Source organism: Mesorhizobium sp. M1A.F.Ca.IN.022.06.1.1, assembly GCF_003952605.1.
In the GTDB taxonomy this organism is placed as follows: domain Bacteria; phylum Pseudomonadota; class Alphaproteobacteria; order Rhizobiales; family Rhizobiaceae; genus Mesorhizobium.
The window spans coordinates 5838804-5865117 of the sequence record NZ_CP034455.1; the positions used below are offsets into that span (position 1 = coordinate 5838804).

The window sequence follows — 26314 nt, forward strand, 5'->3', positions numbered from 1 at the left end:
TTTACCTTAATCCAAGCGATTCGGGAGCCGTGGTTAAGAAATGGTTGATTTTCATAAGTTCTTGAGCAAATCTGCTTGGCATAGAACGAAGACGAAGCCGGCACGAGGGTAGACTGCCCGGCTCGATCCAAAAAATACCCCATGATGCTCAGGTCCGCCGCATCTCCTGGGTCCGTGGGGTCGGCCGGCCGGCGCTGGCACATAGTGGCCTCCTCGTACCGCTGCCAACCGCCGACCGGCCCCCTTTTTCTCATGCATGATTCAGCGTCAGGCAGCCGCGGGCTTTCTTGCTCGAGCGTCCGCCCGCTGAAAACAAAAACGCCGCCCCAAGGGGCGGCGTTCGGCATTTCAGGATAAACCGGATCACTTGATCTTGGTTTCCTTGAACTCGACGTGCTTCTTGGCGATCGGGTCGTATTTACGGAACGACAGCTTGTCCGTCTTGGTGCGGCTGTTCTTGCTGGTCACGTAGAAGAAACCGGTGTCGGCGGTCGACAGAAGCTTGATCTTGATGTTTGCGGCTTTGGCCATGATGTTCGTCCGTTAATGTTCGTGGAGTTTTGGCCGCTGGAGCACGGGGAAAACACCCGGACGCGGGAAACTTGGCGCGACACATAAAGAACGCGCCCGGAAAGTCAAGCCCAAGCGCCTTCTTGCCCCGTTTTGACGCGGCGGAACTCGCCGCGTCAGGCGTTCTCCCTGACCTGCAGATCGGCCTTCTTCCAGTCGCCGGTCGTGTTCCACCAGCGGTTCGGATTGGTATGGTCGTCGAGTCCCTTGGAACGGCTGGTCAGCAGCGGCTGAATGCGGATCACAGGCTCCTGGTAGGAATGGGCCTGGAATATCGCTTCGGCGACACGGGCGGCGAGCGCCTGATCGTCGGGCAGTTCGAACGACACCTCGACCGTGCCCGGCCGCCTGCGCAACTCGATCTCGGCGCCCGCGGCAGCGCCTTCGAGCGTCCGGTAGCGCTCTATTCCTTGCGCCGACTGGTAGGCATTGCCGTCATACTTGCCCATGCGCAGCGGCGTGATCGCCACCACCGCCTCCATGATGCGCTCGACATCGGCCGCCGGCGCCTGGAAGGTGACGAGCAGAAGCAGTTCCATCCTGAGGGACTTGGTTTCAAAGCCGCTGTCGATCATCGCTATATCCTCGTTCTTCCTGGATCGGAGCGAGGGTATAGCAGGGGGCCTGCTGACACGGTGATGTCAGCATGCCCCGGTGCCGGGCGACATTTTCACTAGAGGATCTTTCGCACCAACCTGACGAGAACCAGGAGCATGTACGCGGCAAAGAACAGCGCCAGCGACCAGCCGAAGCCCGAAGGGCCGAAGGCGTCCATGCCGATGCCGATCGCCTGCGGGCCGATCACCATGCCGACCCCATAGCAGAGCACGAAGGCGGCGTTGGCAGAGGCGAGCTCATGGCCGGAAAGCTGAGAACCCAGATGCGCAAGGCCGATCGTGTACATGGCCGCGACCACACCGCCCCAGACGAACAGAAGCGCCGCCATCAGGTGCCAGTCCTTGGCGAAGAAAGGCATGAACACGGTTCCGATGAGGCCGACCGTGGCGCAGGCCAGAAGCAGGTAGCGGCGGTCCGAGACTCGGTCGCTGATCATCCCGATCGGTATCTGCAGCAGAACGTTGCCGAGGCCGATCATCGTCAGCAACAGCGCAGCGTCGGCCTCGGAGTAGCCGATGCGGCTGCCATAGACCGGGAACAGTGAAAAGCCGCCGGTCTCGACGGCGCCGAACACCAGCACGGCGAAGGTTGCTGTGGGCACCATCCAGATATAGCGCAGGAAATGGCTGGTTTCGCCGTCGGCGACGATCGCCGGGCTCTCGTTACGAGCCGCCAGCACCGGAATGGCAGCAAGCGTTACCAACGCAATGGTGACGCCGAACGGCAGGAACCCACCGGAGCCGACATGGGCGAACAGCCACGGCCCGGCGGCGAAGCCCAGAGAGAGCACCGTAGCGTAGATGCCAAGCACAAGGCCGCGACGATGCGGGGGCGCCGAGGTGCTGATCCAGAATTCCGACAGAATGAAGAGCACTGTCAGCGAGATGTGCAGCGCGACGCGGAGCGGAAACCACATCCAGAAGGCCGGCGCGAAATGAAAGCCGACAAAAGCGAGCGCGCCAACGGCGATCATCAAAAGCATGGTCTGGGCGACGCCGAGGCGCATGGCCAGCGGCGTGGCGAGCGGCGCGCCGGCGATCGAGGCGAGCCCGGCGACCGCCGTGTTGAGGCCGATCATCGAGGCCGAGTGGCCGCGCGATTCGAGGATGACGCTGAGCAGCGGCATGCCGAGGCCGATGGCAATGCCGACCACGCTGATCGAGGAGATCGCCGCAGTCATCGGCAGCCAGTGTACGCGTTCGTCGCCCTGTTGCTGGGTATCGACCGTCATCGATGGGGATGCTCTGCTTCTAAAGGACTTCGCGAACGAAGCGGTTTCGGATGAGGCGGAAGAACGGCACTGCGCCGCCCGGACGCAGCAACGGATCGCGGGCGAGGCGCCTTTCCAGTTCTTCCAGGATCATGCGGGTGATGTCGGGTGTGTCGGCCTTGCGGGCGTCGCCAAGCGGCAGCCAGACGAGCTCCTCCAACTCGTTGGTTGGACCACCGTCGGGCAATTCGACGGCGACATCCTCACGCCAGGCGCTGAAGAAGCGGGTATCGAAGCGGCGCACGCGGTTGGGCGGCGTGATGGCGCGCGCAATAAAGCGCAGGGCGTCCAGCGACGGTGCGACGCTGTGTACGACGAAACCCTGCCAATCGCGCTTGGCGGTCGCGAACGGGCCTTTACGGCCGATCAGCAGGCCGGCTTCCTCGTAAGTCTCACGAATTGCCGACATGGCGATGGCGCGCGCCCGTGCGGCGCTCGCGCGGCCGGGGCCGCTCACAAGCCTTGCCTCTTCCTCACGATGCAGCGGGGCAGCCACCGGAACGCGGCTGTCGGCGGGATCGGTGCGGCCGCCGGGGAAGACGATTTTTCCCGGCATGAAGGCGTGGCCGGCATGGCGCCGGCCCATCAGCACCAGAACGTCGCTGGCTCTCCTGTCGAGCAGGATCAAGGTTGCGGCATCGCGCGGGCGAAGCGGCCGACCGCCGTGCACGGCCAAGCCTTTATCGAGCTTGTCGACATCCGCCTTGGTCATTCCTTCCATGCGCTCGACCTAGCGGAAACTTCTCGAACGCGAAAGTGGCTTACGTGTTCGGGCCTTTGCACCAGCCCCGGACCAAACGTCGCTGCCGGAGCAATTCCAGGAAAAACGCGCAGCGGTTCTCGATCTGGAATTCCACTGCTCGGAGATGGTCGTTGTTTGTCTCAAGGGCAGAACCGCTGCAGGCTTAGGGATGCGGCTCGAACTCGTCCTTCTCGCCGCCGAAGCCGTGCATATAGAGCGCCCATTGCAGGCCGATGACGGCGCCTTTGACCGGCTGCAACAGCGCGATAGCCACAATAATGGTCAGCGGCACCCAGATCAGCGCGTGCTGCCAGGTCGAAAGCGTGGTGGCGGCCTCCACAGTCATGAAGGCGCCAACCACAATGTGGCCGACGATGACGATCACCAGATAGGCGGGAAGGTCGTCGGCGCGATGGTGATGAAGCTCCTCGCCGCAGACGCCGCATTTGTCGACGGGCTTTGTGAAGGCGCCGAACACCTTGCCTTCGCCGCAATGCGGGCACCAGCCAAGCATGCCGCGCTTGATTGCCGTCCACAGCGGACGCGCGACGCGGCCCGAATGGTGCTCGCCGCCGATAACCTGTTCTTCCATGCCCTTCGACATCATCTTCTCCTGCCGCGGGGACCCATGCGCGACTGCGACGCGCGGGCGCGGCCCTTGGTCTTGTGGAACGACCGTCGCGAGCCTGGCAGCGGCTTCGGGTCGCTCAGCATTTCGAAACGCATCGCGCCCGCCATCGGCGCAACCTCGAGCAGCCGCACCTCGACGCGGTCGGCTAGCTGGTAGCCCTTGCCGGTGCGCTCTCCGACCAGCGATCGAGCGGTTTCATCGTAGATATAGTAATCGCCGTCCAAACTTGACACCGGGATGAAACCATCGGCGCCATACTGCGGCAATTGGACAAAGAGTCCCGCCTTGGCGACGCCGGAGATGCGAGCGTCGAAGGTGTCGTTGATGCGCTCGGCGAGATAGGCCGCGATCAGCCGGTCGACCGTGTCGCGTTCGGCCGCCATGGCGCGGCGTTCGGTGGCCGAGATCAGCGCGCCGACCTCTTCCAGGCGATCCGCTTCCTGCTGCGTCAGGCCGCCGGGACCGAGGCCGAGCGCGGCAATCAGTCCGCGATGCACGATGAGATCCGCATAGCGCCGGATCGGCGAGGTGAAATGCGCGTAGCGTCTCAGGTTGAGACCGAAATGGCCGATGTTCTTCGGCGAGTATTCGGCCTGGCTCTGTGAGCGCAGCACCACTTCATTGACCAGCGCCTCGTTGTCGGCGCCGCGCACCCGCTCCAGAATGCCGTTGAACTGCCCGGGCCGCATCTGCGCGCCGCGCGCCAGCGACAGGCCAAGCGTGTGCAGGAACTCGCGCAGCGATTCCTGTTTCGCCAGCGACGGCGCGTCGTGGATGCGGTAGACGAGCGGCTCTTTCTTGCCTTCAAGCGTCTCCGCGGCCGCGACATTGGCCTGGATCATGAACTCCTCGATCAGCTTGTGGGCGTCGAGGCGCTCCGGCACGACGACCCGGTCGACGGTGCCGTCGGGCTTGAGCAGGATCTTGCGTTCCGGCAGCTCCAGTTCGAGCGGCTGGCGGCTGTCGCGGCCGCGCTTGAGCACGGCATAGGCATCCCAGAGGGGCTTCAGAACGCCTTCGAGGATCGGCCCCGTCTTGTCGTCGGGCACGCCATCGATCCCCGCCTGCGCCTGCGGGTAGGCGAGCTTGGCCGCCGATTTCATCATGATGCGGTGGAACGAGTGCCTGAGCTTGCGGCCTTCCGCCGAAAAGGTCATGCGCACGGCGATCGCCGGGCGGTCCTCCGCTTCGCGCAGCGAGCAGAGGTCGTTGGAGATGCGCTCGGGCAGCATCGGCACGACGCGGTCCGGGAAATAGACCGAATTGCCACGCTTCAGCGCCTCGCGGTCGAGCGGCGTGCCGTAGCGGACATAGGCCGCGACATCGGCGATTGCCACGGTGACGATGACGCCGCCGGGATTCTTCTTATCCGTATCGGGCGTGGCGAACACCGCGTCGTCATGGTCCTTGGCGTCGGCCGGATCGATGGTAACCAGCGGCAGATCGCGCCAGTCCTCGCGCCCGGCAAGCGAAACCGGCTTCACGGCGTCGGCTTCGGCGATCACATGGGCCGGAAAGACGTGGGGTATGTCGTGGGCGTGGATGGCGATCATCGAGACCGCCTTCTCGCTAGTCAGCGAGCCCAGCACCGCCAGCACCTTGGCCCGCGGCAGGCCGTAGCGCGAAGCGCGCGCCGGCTCGACCTCGACCAGATCGCCATTTTTGGCGCCGTTCTGGAATTCCTTGTCGACGATCAGCTCGGGCTGGCGGCGTTCCACCGGCTCGATGCGAAAGGTGCCGTCCTTCAGCACGCGGAAGACGCCGAGCACGGCTTCGCTGCGCTTCTCGAAAATCTTCATGACCCGCCCGGTATAGGCGGGGCCTGAGGGATCGTCGGTCGGGAAGGTCTTGGCGAGGACGCGGGCGCCGATGCCCGGAACCGGGCCGCTGGCGCCGCGCGAAATGCGGATGGCGATCACGGGCGGCGAGCCCGGGCCGGTGTATTCGCTCGGATGCGCCAGAAGCACACCATCGTTATCGCGGCCGAAAATGTCGAGCACGGCGACATGGGGCAGGGAGCCGGCGCGGGTGAGCCGCTTGCGGTTCCTGGTCAGCAGGCCCTCATCCTGCAGGTCGCGCAGCAGATCCTTGAGCCAGATGCGGTCGTCGCCGCGCAGCGCGAACGCCTTGGCGATGTCGCGTTTTCCGGAGCGGTCGGGGTTCTCAGCGATGTAGCGCAGGATTTCGTCGCGCGAGGGCCGGTAGTCATCCTTGACCACCTTCGCCCTGGTGTCGGCGCTGCGCGGATCGCCGTGACTTCTTCCGGAGATCCTGCGCGCCACGTCGTGCTATCCTTTCTTTGCCGCCCGGCGGAACGGCTTCTTGCCGCCTCCGCCCTTGGCTTCCTTCTCGGCAATCAGGGCGATTGCCTCGTCCATCGTCACCGATTGCGGATCCTTGCCCTTGGGCAGCGTGGCATTGACCTTGCCGTAATTGACGTAGGGTCCGTAGCGGCCGTCGCGCACGACGATCTTGCCGCCGCCGTCGGGATGCTCGCCCAGTTCCTTCAACGCAGCCGGCGTGCTCCCGTTGCGGCCGCCCTTGCCCTTCTGCTGCTTCTCGGCGATCACCGAAACGGCGCGGTTCAGGCCGATCGAGAACACGTCCTCGATGCTTTCGAGATTGGCGTAGGTGCCGTCGTGCAGCACGAAGGGTCCGTACCGCCCAAGACCGGCCGAGATCATCTTGCCGGTTTCCGGATGCTTACCGACATCGCGCGGCAATGCCAGCAGCGCCAGCGCCTTCTCATGGTCGATCGACTCGGCGGTCCAGCCCTTGGGCAGGCTCGAGCGCTTGGCGTCCTTGCCTTCGCCGCGCTGGATGTAGGGGCCGAAGCGGCCGCTCCTGAGGGTGATCTCCTCGGCGGTGTATGGATCCTTGCCGAGCAGCTTGACGCCGTCCTCGCCATTGCCGTTCTCGCCGTTGGGATTGGCGGCGTCGCCAAGCTGGCGGGTATAGGAGCATTCCGGATAATTCGAGCAGCCGACAAAGGCGCCGAACTTACCGAGCTTCAGCGACAGGTTGCCGGTGCCGCATTTCGGGCAGACGCGCGGGTTTGAGCCGTCCTCCCGCGCGGGGAACACCAGCGGCGCCAACTCGTCATTGAGGGCGTCAAGCACGTCGGAGACGCGCAGTTCCTTGATGTCGTCGACGGCGCCCGAAAAATCCTTCCAGAAGTCGCGCAGCACGTCCTTCCAGGCGAGCTTGCCGTCGGAGATCTCGTCGAGCTTTTCCTCGAGCGAGGCTGTGAAGTCATATTCGACATAGCGCTCGAAGAAGCTTTCGAGGAAGGCCGACAGCAGCCGGCCCTTGGCCTGCGGCACCAGCTTGCGCCGGTCGATGGCGACGTAGTCGCGGTCCTCGAGCGTCTTCAGAATCGCCGTGTAGGTCGACGGCCGGCCGATGCCGAGCTCTTCCAGCTTCTTGATCAGCGACGCCTCGGAATAGCGCGGCGGCGGCTCGGTCGTGTGCTGGGTGGCGTTGATCGCCTCACGGGCAAGCTGCTCGCCGGCGCGGATCTCGGGCAGGCGGCGGCTTTCCTCGTCCTCCGCGTCCTCGTCCTTCTGGTCGGTGTAGGCGGCGATGAAGCCGTCGAAGCGGATGACCGAGCCGACCGCGCGAAGCTCGGCGGTGCGGGCGCCGTTGACCGCCTCGATCTCGACCGTGGTGCGCTCGATCTCGGCCGGCTGCATCTGGCTGGCGATCGCGCGCTTCCAGATCAGCTCATAGAGGCGCGCCTGATCGGCATCGAGATATTGCCTGACCGATGCCGGCGTGCGCTTGAAATCGGTAGGGCGGATCGCCTCATGCGCTTCCTGGGCGTTCTTGGCCTTGACCGAATAATAGCGTGGGTTTTCGGGCAGGTATTTCGCGCCGAACTCGCTGGCGATGGCATCGCGCGCCGCGGTGATCGCCTCCGGCGCCATCTGCACGCCGTCGGTTCGCATATAGGTGATGAGGCCGGCGGTCTCGCCGCCGACATCCATGCCTTCGTAAAGCTTCTGCGCCACCTGCATGGTGCGGTTGGCCGAGAAGCCGAGCCGCGAGGAGGCGGCCTGCTGCAGCGTCGAGGTGGTGAAGGGCGGGCCCGGATTGCGCTTGGTGGGCTTGGCTTCGACCGACAGCGCCTTGAAGGTCGCACCTTCGAGCATCGCCTTGATGTCGTCGGCCTGGGCCTTGTTGGCGATGTCGAGCTTCTGCAGCTTCTTGCCGGCATAGGCGGTCAGCCGCGCCTCGAAACTGTCGTTGCGCGGCGTGTTGAGGATGGCGGCGATCTGCCAGTATTCCTCGCGGACGAAGCGCTCGATCTCGGATTCGCGGTCGCAGACCAGCCGCAGCGCCACCGACTGGACGCGCCCGGCGGAACGGGCGCCCGGCAGCTTGCGCCACAGCACCGGCGAGAGGGTGAAGCCGACGAGATAGTCGAGCGCGCGGCGCGCGAGATAGGCGTCCACCAGCGGCGCATCGATCTGGCGCGGATTGGCCATGGCCTCCATTACCGAGGTCTTTGTTATGGCGTTGAAGACGACGCGGCTGACCGGCTTGTCCTTCAGCGCGCGCTTCTGCCTCAGCACTTCCAGCACATGCCAGGAAATCGCCTCGCCCTCGCGATCCGGGTCGGTGGCGAGGATCAGCCCGTCGGCGTCCTTGACCGCCTTGGCGATGTCGGCGAGGCGCTTGCCGGAGGCGGTGTCTACCGACCAGGACATGGCGAAGTCCTCGTCCGGGCGCACCGAGCCGTCCTTGGCCGGCAGATCGCGGACATGGCCGAACGAGGCCAGGACCTTATAGTTCTTGCCCAGATATTTGTTGATTGTCTTCGCCTTGGCCGGCGATTCGACGACGACGACGTCCATGAGGTCTCTTATCAGCTGTGAGGCGGCGGAAGAGCTCCGCGGCGCACGACGAAATCCCACTCTTTTCGTCGCTCACATGGCCGTGCTTTTGCAATCGGTCAAGGGGACAGGCCCAATTTGCGAACTGGCCGACAGCGATACACTCTTAGAGTGTATGGCGGAGAACACATTTTTTGGCGCACCGACGGATCGTGTCTTGGTTCGGTCTTTTACCGAGGGGAGTCGCCGACAGAACCAGCATCGGCCCGGCGGTACGCGGACGGCACGCGGCACTGGCGCGCCATCCATTGAACGCGCAGCGGCCGCCGCTTCTTCCTCGGCTAGCGACCACGCGCCACACAATGGTGATTGGCACGAGGGCGCCGGCATCGCTATATCGGCGCCAGCACAACCGGGGCATCGTGAAATGGCATTGGACATCGGCTATGTCAGCGCGGTCGGAGCAGGGGCGATCTCGTTCCTGTCGCCGTGCGTGCTGCCGCTGGTGCCGCCTTATCTTTGCTACATGGCCGGCGTTTCGGTCGACGATTTCCGCGGCAACGCCGGCGCGACGGCGCGCGAAGGCGCACGTGGCGCGCTGCTCTATGCCTCTGTTGCCTTCGTGCTCGGCTTCTCGACCGTCTTCGTCGCGCTTGGCGCCGGCGCCTCGACGATCGGCCGGCTGCTGCGCGTCTGGCAGGAACCGCTGGCGATGGTGGCCGGCGCGCTGATCATCATCATGGGCCTGAATTTCCTCGGCATCGTGCGCATCCCGCTCTTGTCGCGCGAGGCGCGCTTCCAGTCGCAGGGCAAGCCGGCCAGCATGATCGCCGCCTATGTCATGGGGCTGGCCTTTGCCTTCGGCTGGACGCCCTGCATCGGCCCGGTGCTGGGGCCGATCCTGACTTTAGCCGGCGGCCGCGAGACGGTGGGCGAGGGCGCGCTGCTGCTCGCCGCCTATTCGCTCGGGCTCGGCATCCCCTTCCTGATCGCGGCGCTGTTTTCCGGCGCCTTCATGCGCTTCTTGGGAAAATTCCGCGTCCATCTCGGTCGCGTGGAAAAAGCGATCGGCGCGCTGCTCGTCGTCGCCGGCGTGTTTTTTCTCACCGGTGGCGTGCAGAGCGCATCCTACTGGCTGCTGGAAAACTTCCCGGCGCTCGGGCGGCTCGGGTGATCTGCCACTTCGTGCACAGGATCGAATTGTGGACCCGCCGATCAAGAGTCCAGGTGATCCGCTGTCTCACCGGAATTTAACCGCATTGGTGCAGCATCACGCCGCTGCTAGCATGCGATGATTTGAATCCTTTCATACGGTTGCCCTATGAGCCAGAGATCCTGCCTGTCCGTCATCCTCGCCGCCGGCGAAGGTACGCGCATGAAGAGCGCGATGCCCAAGGTGCTGCACGCCATTGCCGGCCTGCCGATGGTGGCTCATGTGGTGAAGGCCGCTGAGGCCGCCGGGGCAACGGGTCTGGCGCTGGTGATCGGCCACGGCGCCGACGAGATGCGGAAGGCGGTGCAGAAATTCGCGCCGAAAGCCGAGACCTTCGTGCAGGAGAAGCGGCTCGGCACGGCCCATGCGGTGCTTGCCGCGCGCGAAGCGATAGCGAAGGGCTACGACGACATCCTCGTCATGTTCGGCGACACGCCGCTGATCGATGCGGCAGCGCTGGCTGCCGCGCGGCAGAAGCTGGCGGAGGGTGCTGCCGTTGCGGTGATCGGCTTCCGCCCGCCCAATCCGACGGGATACGGCCGGCTGATCGAGAAGGGCGGGCGTCTCGTCGCCATCAGGGAGGAGAAGGACTGCTCCGAGGCGGAAAAAAAGCTCGGCTTCTGCAATGCCGGGATGATGGCGGTGGCCGGCAACCAGGCGCTTCGGCTGCTCGACAAGGTCGGCAACAACAATGCCAAGGGCGAGTTCTATCTCACCGACATCGTCGAGCTCGCCGGCGCGGACGGGCTCGATGTGGTGGCCACGGAGGCGAGCTTCGAAAGCGCGCTCGGCATCAACAACCGGGCCGAGCTCGCCGAGGCGGAAGCTATCTGGCAGGCGCGCCAGCGGCGCGAGGCGATGCTTGCCGGCGTGACGCTGATCGCGCCTGAAACCGTCTACTTCTCGCACGACACCGAGATCGGTGCCGATACGATTGTCGAGCCGCATGTCTGGTTCGGCCCGGGCGTCAAGATCGCTTCAGGGGCAAAAATCCACGCCTTCAGCCATATCGAAGGCGCCACGATCGCTTCCAATTGCGATGTCGGGCCGTTCGCGCGGCTGCGGCCGGGCGCCGATCTGCGGCAAAAGGCCAAGGTCGGCAATTTCTGCGAGGTCAAGCAGGCAACGATCGAGGAAGGCGCCAAGGTCAACCACCTGACTTATATCGGCGACGCGCGGGTCGGTGCTGGGGCGAATATCGGCGCTGGCACCATCACCTGCAACTATGACGGCTTTTCCAAATTCTTCACCGATATCGGCGAGGGCGCGTTCGTCGGCTCCAACTCCGCGCTGGTGGCGCCGGTCACGATCGGCAAGGGTGGCTACATCGCTTCGGGCAGCGTGATCACCGAGAGCGTGCCCGACGATGCGCTGGCCTTCGGCCGCGCCCGACAGAAGACGCTGCCCGGAAAAGGCAAGGAGTTGCGCGAGCGCTTCGCCTCGGCGGCCGCGGCGAAGAGGAGAGCAGCGGAATGATCGTCAAAGGACGTTTGCTGGGCCGGCGCCGCTGGCGCCAACCATAAATGATCGAGCACCGCGCCGCGAAAAACCAACCATTTGCAGTAACCGGATTGCAAGCGCGGCGTGTCATGGTGCATCAGTCGCAAAACCGTTCCGGGTGACACCGAACGAAACGCAAAGTGACTTTCGCGGCAGGCCGGCCATCCGTAAATAGCGCTGGGTTTTCGCGGGGAATCGGGGGCAGCGTATGTGCGGTATCGTTGGAATTGTCGGCCATTCACAGGTCGCGCCGCTGATCGTCGATGCGCTGAAGCGGCTCGAATATCGCGGCTATGACTCGGCCGGCGTCGCCACCATCGAGAATGGCACGCTCGGCCGCCGCCGCGCCGAAGGCAAGCTCATCAATCTCGAACGCCGGCTGAAAGAAGATCCGTTGGAAGGCACGATCGGCATCGGCCATACCCGCTGGGCGACCCATGGCGTGCCGAACGAGACCAATGCGCATCCGCATTTTTCCGAAGGCGTCGCGATTGTCCACAACGGCATCATCGAGAACTTCGCCGAGCTGCGCGACGAGCTCTCCCGCGATGGCTACAAATTCGCCTCTCAGACCGATACCGAGGTCGTCGCGCATCTGGTCGCGCGGGAGCTCGCCAAGGGGCTGAAGCCGGTCCAGGCAGCGCACCAGGCGCTGAAGCGGCTCTCGGGCGCGTTTGCGCTGGCGATCATGTTCAAGGGCGACGAGGATCTGATCGTCGGCGCCCGCAACGGTCCGCCGCTTGCCGTCGGCCATGGCGACGGCGAGATGTTTTTGGGCTCGGACGCGATCGCGCTGGCGCCTTTCACCAACGCAGTCACCTATCTCGAAGATGGCGACTGGGCGGAAGTGCGTCGCAACAGCGTCACCATCTATGACGCCGACGGCAACAAGGTCGACCGCAAGCGCCAGCAGTCGCTCTCGACCAGCTTCATGGTCGACAAGGGCAACCGCCGCCATTTCATGGAAAAGGAAATCCATGAGCAGCCGGAGGTGATCTCGCACACGCTGGCGCATTATGTCGATTTCGTCTCCGGCGTGTCGAGGCCGCTCGATCTGCCCTTCGACTTTGCCAAGATCGGCCGGTTGGCGCTCTCGGCCTGCGGCACCGCCTATCTGGCCGGGCTGATCAGCAAATACTGGTTCGAGCGCTATGCGCGGCTGCCGGTCGACATCGACGTCGCCTCGGAATTCCGTTACCGCGAGATGCCGTTGTCCGGGAACGACGCGGCGTTCTTCATATCGCAGTCGGGCGAGACCGCCGACACGCTGGCTTCCCTGCGCTACTGCCGCCAGGCCGGCATGAAGATCGGCGCGGTCGTCAATGTGCGCGAATCGACCATGGCGCGCGAATCCGACGTCGTGCTGCCGACGCTTGCCGGGCCGGAGATCGGAGTCGCCTCGACGAAGGCTTTCACCTGCCAGCTCTCCGTGCTGGCCTCGCTCGCAGTGCGGGCCGGCGTGGCGCGCGGGACGATCTCGCGCGATGAGGAGAAGCGGCTGGTGCGCGAGCTTTCCGAGGCGCCGCGCTTTGCCACACAGGTGCTGAAGCTCGACGAGCAGATCGAACGCATCTCGCGTGAGCTGTCCCGCTACAAGGATGTGCTCTATCTCGGCCGCGACACCAATTTTCCACTAGCCATGGAAGGGGCGCTGAAGCTCAAGGAAATCTCCTACATCCACGCCGAAGGCTATGCCGGCGGCGAGCTGAAGCACGGACCGATCGCGCTGATCGACGAAAACATGCCGGTTATCGTGATCGCGCCGCATGACCGCATCTTCGAAAAGACGGTTTCCAACATGCAGGAAGTCGCGGCGCGCGGCGGCAAGATCATCCTGATCACCGACGCCAAGGGCGCGGCCCAGGCCGGCATCAAGTCGATGGAGACGATCATCCTGCCCGAAGTACCTGAGATCATCGCGCCGATCATCTACGCGCTGCCGATCCAGATGCTCGCCTATTTCACCGCAGTGTTCATGGGCACCGATGTCGACCAGCCGCGCAATCTGGCGAAATCGGTCACGGTGGAATAGCACTGTCACTGCTTCTTTTGGGCACCGTAGTTCGAAGTATGGCTTGCCGATGGCCCTTTCACTCCTCGAGGGGCGTCGCGGAATGGATCCTGGGTCTACGCCGCGTCGCTTCGCTCCTTGCTCCGCGCGTGATGACGAAGGGAGGGGTGTTGCAGCCAGTCGCGAACGCAGGAGCTTCCATTTGGAACGCTGAAAGCCGCTTCATAGAGAGCGCTCTTTAAAAACTTCGCAGTTCCAAACCGAATTGCGGTTCACTAAAGTTCAACCGCAATCTGCGCCGCGGTGATCCTATGTCCGACGCCCTGAAGACCTCTGGCATGACCCGGCTCAGGAATTACTTCCTGACGGGCTTCATCGTCTGCGCGCCGCTGGCGATCACCGCCTATATCGCCTGGTCGCTCATCGGCTGGGTCGATTCCTGGGTGAAACCCTACATTCCCGCCCGCTACAATCCGGACACCTATCTGCCGTTTCCGGTCCCCGGCTTCGGGCTGATCGTGGCGCTGGTGCTGATCACGTTCATCGGTTTCATGACGGCCAACATCGTCGGCCGCGCAATCGTCAATTTCGGCGAGCGGCTGCTTGGCCGCATGCCGCTGGTGCGCGGTATCTACCGCTCCCTGAAGCAGATTTTCGAGACGGTGCTGTCAAACAAGGGCGACATGTTCCGCCAGGTCGGGCTGGTCGAATATCCGCGCAAGGGAGTCTGGTCGCTGGTCTTCGTCGCCAGCGAGAAGGAAACCGAGATCAACCAGAAGCTCGACCAGGAAGGCGATCCGTTGATCGCGGTGTTCATGCCCTGCACGCCGAACCCGACCACAGGCTTCCTGATGTATGTTTATAAATCCGAGATCGTGCTGCTCGACATGACGATCGAGGACGGCGCCAAGCTGATCGTTTCGGCCGGCATGGTGGCGCCGGAGGTCAAGGCCAAGCTGGTGACGCTGAACGGCGAGCCGATCGAAGGGCCGCTTGCCAATCCGGCGCTGGGCGCGGCTCAGCCGGCGCGCAGCAGCCGCACCGCCTCGTCGCGCCCGAACAGGTAGAGCAACAGCCTAAGCGCCTCGCCGCGCCCAGACTGCAATTCGGGGTCGCGCGACAGGATCAGCCGTGCGTCGTCGCGGGCGGCTTCGAGCAGGTCGGCATGGAACTCGATGCGCGCGACCTGGAAACCTGGCGTGCCGGACTGACGGGTGCCCAGCAGTTCGCCTTCGCCGCGCAGCTTCAGATCCTCCTCGGCTATGCGGAAGCCGTCCTCCGTCTCGCGCATCACTGACAGCCGGCGCTTCGCCGTCTCACCGAGCGGATCCTTGTAGAGCAGCACGCAGGACGAGGGCTTGTCGCCGCGCCCGACCCGGCCGCGCAACTGATGCAACTGGGCAAGGCCGAAGCGCTCGGCATGCTCGATGACGATGATCGTGGCGTCCGGCACGTCGACGCCGACCTCGATGACGGTGGTGGCGATCAATATGCGCGTTTCGCCCTGCTTGAAGGCGCGCATCGCATCGTCCTTCTCTGCCCCTTTCATGCGGCCATGGACGAGGCCGATCTGTTCGCCGAAGAGCGGCTTCAGCGAAGCGAAGCGGTCTTCCGCCGACATCAGCTTGATCTCTTCGGATTCCTCGACCAGCGGACAGATCCAGTAGATCTTCTGACCCTCGGCGACGGCGTCGACCATGCGCCCGACCAACTCGTCCAGCCGCTCCATTGGCAAAGTGACGGTGCGTATCGGCTGGCGGCCCGCCGGCTTTTCGGTGAGCTTCGAGACATCCATGTCGCCGAAGGCGGTCAGCACCAGCGTGCGCGGAATGGGCGTCGCCGTCATCACCAGCATATCGGGCGCGTCGCCTTTGGCGGTGATGGCGAGACGCTGGTGGACACCGAAGCGGTGCTGCTCGTCGACGACGGCAAGCACGAGGTCGTGGAAGGTCACCGTCTCCTGGAACAGCGCGTGCGTGCCGACGACGATGTCGATCGCACCGCTGGCGAGGCCTTCCAGTGTTTCGGCGCGTTCGCGGCCCTTCTCGCGGCCGGTAAGGACGGCGACGCTGAGGCCGGCTTTTTCCGCCAGCGGGGCGATGGTCGCCAGATGCTGCCGCGCCAGGATTTCGGTCGGCGCCATCAGCGCAGCCTGGCCGCCTGCCTCGACCGCGCGCCCCATGGCAAGCAGCGCGACCACCGTCTTGCCGGAGCCGACATCGCCCTGCAGCAGACGCAGCATGCGTTCGGGGTCGGCCAGGTCGGCGTTGATTTCGCCGAGCGCGAATTCCTGGCTGAGGGTGAGCTTGTAGGGCAGGGCAGCGCGCAGTTTCTCGACAACGCGCCCGTCGCCGACCAGCGGCCGGCCCGAAAGGCGGCGGATTCTGGCGCGCACCAGCGCCAGCGACACCTGCCCTGCCAGGAGCTCGTCATAGGCCAGGCGCCGCCAGGCCGCACCCTCGACGGCAACGTCGATCGGGTCCTTGGGATAGTGGATGCGGGTCAGCGCATCGCCGAAGGACGGAAAGGTGTGGCGGCGCATGAAGGCGTCGTCCTGCCATTCCGGCAGTTCCGGCAAGCGGCCGAGCGCCTGTCCGATGGCGCGGCGCAGCACTTTTGCGGACAGGCCGGCGGTTAGCGGATAGACGGGCTCGACCAGCGGCAGGCCCTCGGCCTCGTCGAGCGGCGCGATATGGTCGGGATGAACCATGGTCGGGCGGCCGTTGAACCATTCCATGCGGCCGGAGATTACGACGCGCTCGCCCTCAGGCAGCATCTTCTGCAGATAGGCGGCATGGGCATGGAAGAAGGTCAAGGCGATCTCGCCGGTGTCGTCATGGGCGTAGATCCGGTAGGGCACGGACCTGTTGCCGCGCGGCGGCGGCTGGTGGCGGTCGACCCGCACCTCGAGTGTTACGATCTGGCCTTCGGCCGCTAGCGCGATGCCAGGCCGGTTGCGGCGGTCGATAACCGTGTTGGGCAGCACGAACAGAAGATCGGCGGCGCGCGCGGCGCGGTCGCCGAGATCGGCCGGCACGACACGTTCGATCATGGTCCCGACCTTCTGGCCGACGCCGGCGAGCGAGGTGATCGGGACGAACAGGGGATCGAGGATGGAAGGACGCATCTCGTCAGCTTATGTCGCGGAGGCCGCAGCGCAAAGGCTGACACCAATCGCTATCCACGCTATATGCGCCGCTTCGAACAGGGATGCAGCGCGATGACCGGAACACAGCGATCAAGCGAGGGACTGGACGTCCGCCGCCGCAAGCTGCTGTTCCGCTCCTGGCATCGCGGCATGCGCGAGATGGATCTCATCCTGGGATCCTTCGCCGATGCCGAGATCGGCGCCTTGACCGCCGACGAAATCGACCAATATGAAAAGCTCCTCGAAATCTCCGACACCGAATTCCTGCCGATGATCACCGGCGAGCGCCCGGTTCCGCCCGATATCGATTGCGCGGTGCTGCAGAAGATCCTGGCGTCGCGCCGGACCATGACATTTTGAAAGAAGCATGAGTCTCATTCCCTCCATTGGCCTGCCGAAGGGCCGCGCCGGCCAGTTCATCGTCGATGGCGTCGCCGACGGTTACGAAGCTTTCGCGCTGGCGCGGACGGCGCAGGAGATCGCGCCCGACAAGCCGGTGCTGTTCGTCGCGCGCGACGGCCAGCGGCTGCCGGCGATCATCGATGCGCTCGCCTTTGCCGCTCCCGGCCTGCCGGTTCTGGAACTGCCTGCCTGGGACTGCCTGCCTTACGATCGTGTCTCGCCGGGCGCGGATGCCGCCGCGCGGCGCCTCGACGCGCTCTCCGCAATCGTTGCGCTGGCGAAAAAGCCGCACCGCGCCGTTATCCTCACGACGGCCAATGCGCTCTTGCAGCGCATTCCGCCGGCCGAACTGATCGAGGCGCAGACCTTCCACGCCAAGCCCGGCAACCAGATCGACATGAACGTGCTGATCGCGCGGCTGGAGAATTCCGGTTTCGAGCGCGTGCCGACGGTGCGCGACGTCGGCGAGTTCGCGGTGCGCGGCGGCATTCTCGACCTCTTCGCGCCCGGCTGGAGCGAGGCGCTGAGGCTCGACTTCTTCGGCGACACGCTGGAATCGATCCGCGTCTTCGACGTGGCGACCCAGCGCACGACCGGCCAGCGCAAGTCGATGGCGCTGCAGGCGATGAGCGAGGTGGCGCTGACGCCGGAAACGATCAGCCGCTTCCGCCGCTCCTATATCGAAGCCTTCGGCGCGCCGTCGCGCGACGATGCGCTCTATGCAGCCGTCAGCGAAGGACGGCGCTTTGCCGGCATGGAGCACTGGCTGCCTTTCTTCTACGAGCAACTGGAGACGGTGTTCGACTATCTGCCGGACGCGCCTGTCATCTTCGATCATCTCGCGCATGAGGCGCTGGCCGAGCGCCATACGCTGATCCTCGATCACTATGAGGCGCGGCGGAAGCAGGCTGACGGCGCGCTGAAAGATGCCGTGCCCTACAAGCCGGTGGCGCCGGATCTGCTCTATCTCTCGCCGGAAAATCTCAAAGCCTCGCTCGGACCGCGCGAGGACATTGATTTCACCGTCTTCGACGCACCCGATGTCGGCGGCAAGAAGGTCTTCCATGCGGGCTCGCGGCAAGGCCGCAGCTTCGCCGAGGAGCGCGCCGACCCGAACAGCAATGTCTTCGACGTGGTGGTGAAGCATATTGCCGACGAGCGCGCCGCGCGCCGCCGCGTCATCGTCGCCGGCTGGACCGAGGGCTCGCTCGACCGCCTCGGCCAGATCCTCGCCGAGCATCATCTCGGCAACCTGAAACCGGTGGCGACTCTTTCCGAGGTCGAAAAGCTCGAGCCGGGGCAGGCCGGTCTTGCCGTGCTGCCGCTCGAATCCGGCTTCGAGACCGACGGGATGGTCGTCGTCGCCGAACAGGACATTCTAGGCGACAGGCTGATCCGCCGCTCCAAGCGCAAAAAGCGTGCCTCCGACTTCATTGCCGAAGCATCGTCGCTGTCATCCGGCGACATCGTCGTTCACGCGGACCACGGCATCGGCCGATTCATTGGTCTGCGCACCATCGAAGCGGTCGGCGCACCGCATGACTGTCTCGAAATCCACTATGCCGGCGACGACCGGCTGTTCCTGCCGGTCGAAAACATCGAGCTCCTCTCACGCTACGGATCGGATTCGGCGGAAGCGCCACTCGACAAGCTCGGCGGCGGCGCCTGGCAGGCGCGCAAAGCGCGGCTGAAGAAGCGGCTGCTCGACATGGCCGGGCAATTGATCCGCATCGCCGCCGAGCGGCAGATGCGCGCAGCACCCGCCATGATTCCGGCCGACGGCCTTTATGGCGAGTTCGCGGCGCGCTTTCCCTATGAAGAAACCGACGACCAGCAGACGGCAATCGATTCCGTCATGGACGATCTCGGCGCCGGCAAGCCGATGGATCGGCTGGTTTGCGGCGACGTCGGCTTCGGCAAGACGGAAGTGGCGCTGCGCGCCGCCTTCATCGCGGCGATGGAAGGGTTCCAGGTCGCCGTCGTGGTGCCGACGACGCTGCTGTCGCGGCAGCATTTCAAGACCTTCTCGCAACGCTTTTCCGGCCTGCCGATCCGCGTCGCGCAGGCATCGCGCCTGGTCGGCTCCAAGGAACTGGCCGAGACCAAGAAGGGCGTCGCCGACGGCACGGTCGACATCGTCGTCGGCACGCACGCGCTGCTCGGTAGCTCGATCTCCTTCAAAAATCTCGGCCTGCTGATCATCGACGAGGAGCAGCATTTCGGCGTCAAGCACAAGGAGCGGCTGAAGGAGCTCAAGAACGACGTGCATGTGCTGACACTTTCGGCGACGCCGATTCCGCGCACGCTGCAGTTGGCGCTGACCGGTGTTCGCGAGCTGTCGCTGATCGCCACCCCTCCGGTCGACCGCATGGCGGTGCGCACTTTCATCTCGCCCTTCGATCCGCTGGTCATCCGCGAGACGCTGCTGCGCGAGCGCTACCGCGGCGGCCATTCCTTCTATGTCGTGCCACGTATCAGCGATCTTGCCGAAATCCATGATTTCCTGAGAGAATCCGTGCCGGAGCTGAAAGTAGCGGTCGCCCACGGCCAGATGCCGGCCGGTGAACTCGACGACATCATGAATGCCTTCTATGACGGCCAGTACGACGTGCTTCTGTCGACGACCATCGTCGAATCCGGCCTCGACATTCCGACCGCCAACACGCTGATCATCCACCGAGCCGATATGTTCGGTCTGGCCCAACTCTATCAGTTGCGCGGCCGCGTCGGCCGCTCGAAGGTGCGAGCCTATGCGCTGTTCACGCTGCCGGCCAACCGCAAGCTCACCGATACGGCCGAGCGCAGGCTCAAGGTGCTGCAGTCGCTCGATACGCTCGGCGCTGGTTTCCAACTTGCCAGCCACGACCTCGATATCCGCGGCGCAGGCAATCTCCTCGGCGAGGAACAATCCGGCCACATCAAGGAGGTCGGTTTCGAGCTCTACCAGCAGATGCTGGAGGAAGCGGTGGCCGAAGTGAAGGATTCCGGCGAAGTGCTGGATGGCGGCTGGTCGCCGCAGATCGCGGTGGGCACCGCGGTGATGATCCCGGAGAGCTATGTGCCGGACCTGCAGCTCAGGATGGCGCTCTACCGCCGCCTTGGCGACTTGGAGACCACCGAGGAGATCGACGGCTTCGGCGCCGAGCTGATCGACCGCTTCGGGCCGCTGCCGGAAGAAGTGACGCATCTATTGAAGATCGTCTTCATCAAGGCGCTTTGCCGCAAGGCCAATGTCGAGAAGCTCGATGCCGGCCCCAAGGGCGTCGTCATCCACTTCCGCAAGCGCGAATTCCCCAATCCGGTCGGACTGGTCAAATTCATCGGCGAGCAGGGCTCGCTGGCCAAGATCAGGGCCGACCACAGCGTCGTCTTCATGCGTGATTGGCCGAATGCGGAGAAGCGGCTGGCCGGCTCGGCTGTTGTCATGACTCAATTGGCGCGGCTGGTCGACAAAGCTGCCTGACGGCTTCACACTGGCATCCGAGCAGTTCAAGGCATTCGCCGCTGCTGAAATTCCCGGCTAGAATAGAAAATCGGCTTCGTGTAAGGAGCCGCGACCTCTGATTGGGGCGGGAATGGCGGGCGAGACCGCTCGCCAGTTTGTTTTGACGCAATTCCGGACTAAACCGTTCACAGTTTTCCTGGAATTGCTCTGAAGAGTTTTGGGTGCAGCGATGACAAAATGGTCGCCGAATTCGTGGAGAGCAAAGCCGATCAAGCAGGTTCCGGCCTATCCGGACCTTGCGGCGCTGGAGGCCACGGAAGCCCGGCTCACCACCTATCCGCCGCTGGTGTTTGCCGGTGAAGCGCGCAAGCTGAAGAAGCAACTGGCGGCGGTCGCCGCCGGCGAGGCCTTCCTGCTCCAGGGCGGCGACTGCGCCGAGAGCTTTGCCGAGCATGGCGCCGACAACATCCGCGACTTCTTCCGCGTCTTCCTGCAGATGTCGGTGGTGCTCACCTTCGCCGGCGCGCAGCCGGTGGTGAAGGTCGGCCGCGTCGCCGGCCAGTTCGCCAAGCCGCGCTCCTCCGACAGCGAGACCAAGGCCGGCGTGACGCTGCCGAGCTATCGCGGCGACATCATCAACGGCATCGAGTTCGACGCCGCGTCGCGCATCCCGGATCCCGCAAGGCAGGAGATGGCGTATCGCCAGTCGGCGGCGACCCTCAATCTCCTGCGCGCCTTCGCGCAAGGCGGCTATGCCAGCCTGGAGAACGTGCATCGCTGGATGCTGGGCTTCGTTGCCGACAGCCCGCAGGGCGAGAAATACGAATCGCTCGCCAACCGCATCACCGAGACGATGGATTTCATGCGCGCGGTGGGCATCACGTCGGAAACCAATTTCGCGCTGCGCGAGACCGATTTCTACACCAGCCACGAGGCGCTGCTGCTCGGCTACGAGGAGGCGCTGACCCGCGTCGATTCGACTTCCGGCGATTGGTACGCGACTTCGGGCCATATGATCTGGATCGGCGACCGCACCCGCCAGCCCGACCATGCGCATGTCGAATATTGCCGCGGCATCGAGAATCCGCTCGGCCTGAAATGCGGTCCGTCGCTGACGCCGGACGGCCTGCTGGAGCTTATCGACCTGCTCAACCCCGAGAATGAGCCCGGACGGCTGACGCTCATCGCGCGGTTCGGCTCCGACAAGGTCGCCGAGCATCTGCCGAAGCTGGTGCGGGCGGTGAAGAAGGAGGGCCGCAACGTGGTGTGGTCTTCCGACCCGATGCATGGCAACACGATCGAGGCGGCCGGCTACAAGACGCGGCCGTTCGACCGTATCCTGAAGGAAGTGCAGACCTTCTTCGAGGTGCACCGCGCCGAAGGCACGCATCCGGGCGGCATCCATGTCGAGATGACCGGCAAGAACGTCACCGAGTGCACCGGCGGCGCCCGGGCCATCACGGCGGAAGACCTGCAGGACCGCTATCACACCCATTGCGATCCGCGCCTCAATGCCGACCAGGCGATCGAACTGGCCTTCCTGGTCTCGGATCTGCTCAAGAAAAGCCATACGATCCAGCACAAGCAAGCCGCCAACGCCTAAGCCGCTTGCCAGCGATCGAACCGGGGCGTCGGACAAAGTCCGACGCCTTTTTCGTTTGGGCCGATCCTGCGAGCCGCCGGCCGCCGAAACCTTACGAAAATTTATAGTTACGCGACCATCGCAAGACCAAGATTGAGGTGGAGATGTCGCCCGCGGTCGAAAACCGCGCACACGACACAGGTCCCCCATGCGCCACGAGCATGCCATCGTTCATCACCGCGCGATCGACTTCTGGTCGGCGCGGGCGGCGGTGCTTGTCGTCATCTGCCTGCAGCTTCTGGTCATCAACGACCTGTCCTTCGGTCCGCGCTGGCTCGCGCCCGCGATCGAGGCGGCGCTGCTCGTGCCTTTGTCGATCGCAACGGCCTGGACGCAAATGGCGACTCAGAAGGCCGTCGATCACGAGCATTGGTATGCGATCGGCCGGTTTCGCGTCTTCATCCGCCGTACCGCCTTGGTCATGACCGGCGTCATCAGCATCATGAATTGCGGCTCGCTGGTCTTTCTGGTCCAGAAGCTGCTGGCAGGCCATGCCGGCGCCGGCACGACGCTGCTTGTCGACGCGCTCAACATCTGGGTCACCAACGTCATCGTCTTCGCGCTGTGGTTCTGGAGCACCGACCGCGGCGGCCCGCCGACCTGCGGCCTGGTCAAGCGCGCGCATGCCGATTTCCTGTTCCCGCAGATGACGCTGGCCGATCGCGAGATCCGCGACTGGCTGCCCGGCTTTGTCGATTACGCGTTCCTGGCCTTCACCAATGCGACGGCGTTCTCGCCGACCGACACATTGCCGCTCACTCAGCGCGCCAAGCTCCTGATGATGGCCGAGGCAATGATCTCGCTGCTGACGATCGCGCTGGTCGCCGCGCGTGCGGTCAACATTCTGGCTTAACTAGCGCCCGCGCTCCCAGCGCATATTCGCCAGCCTCGGATCGACAAAGCTCGTCCTTGAGAATTCCAGCCGCCTGTCTGGAAATTCGCAGATTGCCTGGACCCCGAACGAGCCGATGCGGATGCGCCAGGTATGAGGCTCCAGCGGCTTGGCCTTGGCAAAACCGCTGCACGTCAAGAGCGCGATGTTGGCGCCCTTCGGATCGCGCGCCGAGCGGTAGCGGATGGCCTGCATCCCCGCCTCGCGCGCCACGTCGGCGATGGCCTGGCAGGCGGCATAGTCAGTCGGATCCGTCCACGCCTTCTCGTCGCGGTCGAGCGGCGGCCGCGTGAGGTCGACGGCCTTCTCGCATCTGATGGCCGCGGCAAAGGCGGTATATTCGGCCGCGTCGTTCGGCCATTGCGTTTGCGGCGATTCCGCAAAGAACAGCAAGCGGTAGAAGGCCATTTCCGCCACTGCCGTCAGCACCGTCTCGGCGGCGTAATAGACGCCCTTGGTCTTGCCGGCGCGGCGGAAGCGCGAGCCGTACGGATAAATCGAGCCGTAGCGGAATGGCGTCGCCAGAAGATAGTGAAGGTGGCGGCATTCCAGCGGGATCCGCGGCTTGCTTTCCTCGATGAGGTCTTCGAGCAGGCCCTGCTCGTCGAGCCTGTCGACCAGCTTCAGGGTCGAGACGCGATGCTGCGCCTCGACCATCCGCCAATATTTGCCTTCGAGCCTGACGGCCTCAGACGAGAGCGCGTCGGGAATCCAGGTAGGCAATGACATCGACAAGTCCGGCAATGGTCAGGATTTTTCGAGCGGCGTGCCGTCGAGCGCCGTGTTCGGGTTCTTCAGCCATGCCCGGGCGACCGTCTCGTCGCCGCCGACGATGGCGTCGAGCGAGCGGAACAGCCGCACGAACAGCACCGCAAGCTCGAACGGCTTGGTGCCGCGCTCGAGCAGGAACTCCTGCTTGCGCATGCGCGAGACCGTCGCCTCAGAGACGCCGATGACCAGAGCAAGCGTTCGCGCCGTGATCTCGAGCAGGTCGGCCGCGCGCAGCGTGGCCTTGGTGATGACGGCATTTTCTGCCGCCGTCGCGGCAGCGACTGGACGTGGCATGAGCGCACCCTTTCATTTCCGTGGAAAATATAGTCCACAGAAATTCATTTGGAAAGGGTATCCAATGTGCCCTCAGTCCTTCTTGTAGAGCAGCCAGCCCTTGCCGGCACGGCCGGCCATTGTGGAATGCCTGGTGACGCGGTTGCGGCCGCCGATCTTGGAGCGGTAGAGCGCGCGGTCGGCCTTGGTGTAGAGGTCTACGGGGGTGTCGGCCTCGGAAGCCATGCAAATGCCCATCGAGACAGTCACCGTGCCATAGTTCATCCCGGTCTGGCTGCTTGTGAACGGCGTCTGTTCGATCAGCACGCGGATGCGCTCGGCGATTTCATAGGTGGTGTCCTCGCTGGCGCCTTCGACGATCAGCGCGAACTCCTCGCCGCCGGTGCGCGCCACGAACATGTCGGCGCGGATGCTGGACTGGAAGATGTCGGCGATGATCTGGATGATCCTGTCGCCGACCGGATGGCCGTAACGGTCGTTGATTTCCTTGAAGCGATCGATGTCGGCAAGGATGAGCGCGTTGAAGAGGATACCGCGGTTGCTGTTGTAGATGCGCGTGATTTCCTTGTCGAAGGCGCGGCGATTCCAGATCTGCGTCAGCGGATCGGTATTGGCGAGCCGCTTGTATTCCTCCAACTTCGATTTGACGCTCTCGAGCTCGGCCGTCTTTTCGCTGAGCGTGCTCGCGATCTGGCGGTTGTGATCCAGCGTCGAGCTGGTGGCGGCAGACATCGCGCCGGCGATCTTTTGCAGCAGATCCTGGGAAAGCAGGCTGCGATTGCTCAGGCCGCTCGACGTCTCGTCGAGGATGCGGCCGTACTTTTCGATATGGCTGCGCTCGCTGCGCAGCAGCGCGGCGACGTCCTCAAGCTCCTTGGCGACCACCTCGCGGGCGTGTTCGACGATCGCAGGCCCGTGGTGCTGCGGGAAGAAGGTGCGTCCGATGCGATCGAGATCCTCTTGCGTCGGCCGGTTGCTCAACGAGACGACAGCAAGGCTGAGCTCGTGATTGCTGCCGCTCAGCGCTTCATAGAAGATTTCGTAGTTGCGCGGCAGGCCGAGCAGGCCGAGCTGGCGCATGGTCGCCACAACGGTGCTGGCGATGTCGCCATTTCTGTCGCTCGGGACGGCTGCCGGCTGCATACTCTGTTCACTACCCCCTTCAGTGCGCGACCGGAGACCGGCCACCGCCGGGAGCCGCCAATATGGGGATCGAATCAGAATTGCGATGCTAGGCCGTGTCCCCAACACGACCATCGCCTGCAGGAACCATAAATGCAGCTGCGCTAAAGTTTCCTTAATGGCGGGCGTTTCCAGACCGTTTTCGCTGCTTCAGGTTGCACTGCGGTGCCGGCGCAGCTTTTGAAACGCGCCGCTTCGGTGTCGCATTTGCCTGCGCCGGACGAGCGCAAAACTGGAATCTTGTCCGGCGCGCTTGAGGTGAATCGCGTTGAAGGAGGCCGGGATGGGCGAAAATCACACTGGATCGTGCCTGTGCGGAGCGGTGCGCTTCACGACGAGAGGAGCGCTGCGCGGAGTGGTCTATTGCCACTGCTCGCAGTGCCGCAAGCAAACCGGCCATTTCGTTGCAGCGACTTCTTCGAGGGACGCCGACATCGACATCGAGGGGGCCGACGCGCTTGCTTGGTACGGCGCGTCCGACATTGCGAAACGCGGCTTTTGCCGCAGCTGCGGCTCGGTGCTGTTCTGGAAGCACAACGAGCTCGACACGATCTCCATCATGGCCGGCTCGTTCGACAAGCCGACCGGGCTTTCGGCCGAAAGCCACATCTTCGTCAGCGACAAGGGCGACTATTATGCAATCGACGACGGCCTGCCGCAGTTCGACAAGTCGACGCCGTCGATAAAGGTCGCGGACGAGTGACTTTGGGCCGCCTGCCTTATTCCCTTGACCCGGCTGTTGCGATATCCCCTCACGGTGATTCGAAACGGGGCTGGGCATGCAGCGGCTGATCGACGCTTTCATCAACTCGGTGCGGGCTTTCCGCAAGCTGGCTGCTCACGAAAAGGCGTTCCAGCAGGAGTTGATGCTGCTTGCGCTCGCTCTGCCGGCCGGCTGGTTCATCTCGGTATCCTGGCGCGGCTACGCCTTGCTGATCGGCGCGGTTCTGCTGATGATTCTGGTCGAGGTGCTCAACACAGGCATCGAGGCTGCGTGCGACGCGATCTCCCGCGAGTTCCACATCGACATCCAGCTCGCCAAGGACTGCGGCTCGCTGGCGGTGCTGATTTCGATCGTGATCGCGGGGGGCGTCTGGGGCATTGCCATCATCGAGCGCATCATCGGCGCGCCGATCTGACCGGGAGGC

At 64.3% G+C, this 26314-nt stretch carries 20 protein-coding genes and 1 pseudogene; 10 read left to right on the plus strand and 11 right to left on the minus strand.

The features are described from left to right. Window positions 1-363 precede the first annotated feature (363 nt). The 7 genes from rpmG to topA form a co-directional block, all read right to left on the minus strand. Window positions 364-531, minus strand: coding sequence for a 50S ribosomal protein L33 (gene rpmG / locus EJ078_RS27720; RefSeq protein WP_040995604.1), 168 nt, complete (start codon window positions 529-531; stop codon window positions 364-366). Window positions 532-686: 155 nt separating this feature from the next. Beyond that, window positions 687-1145: a hypothetical protein gene (locus tag EJ078_RS27725; protein WP_067328140.1), complete on the minus strand. Its 459-nt coding sequence runs from the start codon at window positions 1143-1145 to the stop codon at window positions 687-689. A gap of 98 nt (window positions 1146-1243) precedes the next feature. Beyond that, on the minus strand, window positions 1244-2419 hold the full coding sequence (locus tag EJ078_RS27730) for an MFS transporter (protein ID WP_067328142.1): 1176 nt from the start codon (window positions 2417-2419) through the stop codon (window positions 1244-1246). Window positions 2420-2438: 19 nt separating this feature from the next. After that, a complete protein-coding gene (locus EJ078_RS27735) occupies window positions 2439-3179 on the minus strand; it encodes an NUDIX domain-containing protein (RefSeq protein ID WP_127404201.1) in 741 nt (246 codons plus the stop codon). A gap of 184 nt (window positions 3180-3363) precedes the next feature. After that, window positions 3364-3804 carry a DUF983 domain-containing protein gene (locus EJ078_RS27740; RefSeq protein ID WP_127215995.1) on the minus strand — a complete coding sequence of 147 codons (441 nt, stop codon included), beginning with the start codon at window positions 3802-3804 and terminating at the stop codon, window positions 3364-3366. Then, complete coding sequence (gene rnr / locus EJ078_RS27745) at window positions 3804-6113, minus strand: ribonuclease R (protein ID WP_127847168.1); 2310 nt, start codon at window positions 6111-6113, stop codon at window positions 3804-3806. Before rnr ends, EJ078_RS27740 begins: the two co-directional genes overlap by 1 nt. 6 nt (window positions 6114-6119) lie before the next feature. Beyond that, the gene (gene topA / locus EJ078_RS27750; RefSeq protein WP_127215997.1) at window positions 6120-8687 is read right to left on the minus strand and encodes a type I DNA topoisomerase; all 2568 of its coding nucleotides are present in this window, start codon (window positions 8685-8687) and stop codon (window positions 6120-6122) included. A gap of 406 nt (window positions 8688-9093) precedes the next feature. On the opposite strand from topA, the gene EJ078_RS27755 reads away from it, so the two are divergent. From EJ078_RS27755 to EJ078_RS27770, 4 genes are all read left to right on the plus strand, one after another. Next, window positions 9094-9840, plus strand: coding sequence for a cytochrome c biogenesis CcdA family protein (locus EJ078_RS27755; RefSeq protein WP_067000319.1), 747 nt, complete (start codon window positions 9094-9096; stop codon window positions 9838-9840). Between the two features lie 147 nt (window positions 9841-9987). Beyond that, window positions 9988-11355: a bifunctional UDP-N-acetylglucosamine diphosphorylase/glucosamine-1-phosphate N-acetyltransferase GlmU gene (gene glmU / locus EJ078_RS27760; protein ID WP_127847166.1), complete on the plus strand. Its 1368-nt coding sequence runs from the start codon at window positions 9988-9990 to the stop codon at window positions 11353-11355. A gap of 232 nt (window positions 11356-11587) precedes the next feature. Then, a complete protein-coding gene (gene glmS, locus EJ078_RS27765; RefSeq protein WP_067000325.1) occupies window positions 11588-13411 on the plus strand; it encodes a glutamine--fructose-6-phosphate transaminase (isomerizing) in 1824 nt (607 codons plus the stop codon). A 290-nt stretch (window positions 13412-13701) separates the two neighbouring features. Beyond that, a complete protein-coding gene (locus EJ078_RS27770) occupies window positions 13702-14457 on the plus strand; it encodes a DUF502 domain-containing protein (protein WP_067000327.1) in 756 nt (251 codons plus the stop codon). On the opposite strand, the gene recG is transcribed toward EJ078_RS27770, so the two are convergent. After that, entirely contained in the window at window positions 14409-16517 is a 2109-nt protein-coding gene (gene recG / locus EJ078_RS27775) for an ATP-dependent DNA helicase RecG (RefSeq protein WP_067328157.1), read from the minus strand. The two genes, EJ078_RS27770 and recG, sit on opposite strands and share 49 nt — an antisense overlap. A 93-nt stretch (window positions 16518-16610) precedes the next feature. Between recG and EJ078_RS27780 the strand changes: the two genes are divergently transcribed. The 4 genes from EJ078_RS27780 (at window position 16611) to EJ078_RS27795 (ending at window position 22880) form a co-directional block, all read left to right on the plus strand. Next, a complete protein-coding gene (locus tag EJ078_RS27780; protein WP_067328436.1) occupies window positions 16611-16898 on the plus strand; it encodes a succinate dehydrogenase assembly factor 2 in 288 nt (95 codons plus the stop codon). A gap of 7 nt (window positions 16899-16905) precedes the next feature. Then, window positions 16906-20403 carry a transcription-repair coupling factor gene (mfd, locus tag EJ078_RS27785; protein ID WP_067328159.1) on the plus strand — a complete coding sequence of 1166 codons (3498 nt, stop codon included), beginning with the start codon at window positions 16906-16908 and terminating at the stop codon, window positions 20401-20403. 211 nt (window positions 20404-20614) lie between these two features. Next, the gene (locus EJ078_RS27790; protein WP_067328161.1) at window positions 20615-21988 is read left to right on the plus strand and encodes a 3-deoxy-7-phosphoheptulonate synthase class II; all 1374 of its coding nucleotides are present in this window, start codon (window positions 20615-20617) and stop codon (window positions 21986-21988) included. A gap of 187 nt (window positions 21989-22175) precedes the next feature. Continuing rightward, a complete protein-coding gene (locus EJ078_RS27795) occupies window positions 22176-22880 on the plus strand; it encodes a hypothetical protein (RefSeq protein ID WP_127217342.1) in 705 nt (234 codons plus the stop codon). Here EJ078_RS27795 and EJ078_RS27800 read toward each other — a convergent pair whose 3' ends face one another. The 3 genes and pseudogenes from EJ078_RS27800 to EJ078_RS27810 all read right to left on the minus strand — a co-directional run bounded on the left by EJ078_RS27800 (window position 22881) and on the right by EJ078_RS27810 (window position 25127). Continuing rightward, a complete protein-coding gene (locus EJ078_RS27800; RefSeq protein WP_066998946.1) occupies window positions 22881-23648 on the minus strand; it encodes an RES family NAD+ phosphorylase in 768 nt (255 codons plus the stop codon). Beyond that, window positions 23608-23984: pseudogene (locus EJ078_RS27805) on the minus strand (MbcA/ParS/Xre antitoxin family protein). Before EJ078_RS27805 ends, EJ078_RS27800 begins: the two are co-directional and overlap by 41 nt. A 72-nt stretch (window positions 23985-24056) precedes the next feature. After that, complete coding sequence (locus tag EJ078_RS27810; protein WP_127404115.1) at window positions 24057-25127, minus strand: diguanylate cyclase; 1071 nt, start codon at window positions 25125-25127, stop codon at window positions 24057-24059. 322 nt (window positions 25128-25449) lie between these two features. Between EJ078_RS27810 and EJ078_RS27815 the strand changes: the two genes are divergently transcribed. After that, on the plus strand, window positions 25450-25869 hold the full coding sequence (locus EJ078_RS27815; protein WP_127215167.1) for a GFA family protein: 420 nt from the start codon (window positions 25450-25452) through the stop codon (window positions 25867-25869). A gap of 76 nt (window positions 25870-25945) precedes the next feature. Then, on the plus strand, window positions 25946-26305 hold the full coding sequence (locus tag EJ078_RS27820; RefSeq protein WP_067328170.1) for a diacylglycerol kinase: 360 nt from the start codon (window positions 25946-25948) through the stop codon (window positions 26303-26305). Window positions 26306-26314 lie beyond the last annotated feature (9 nt).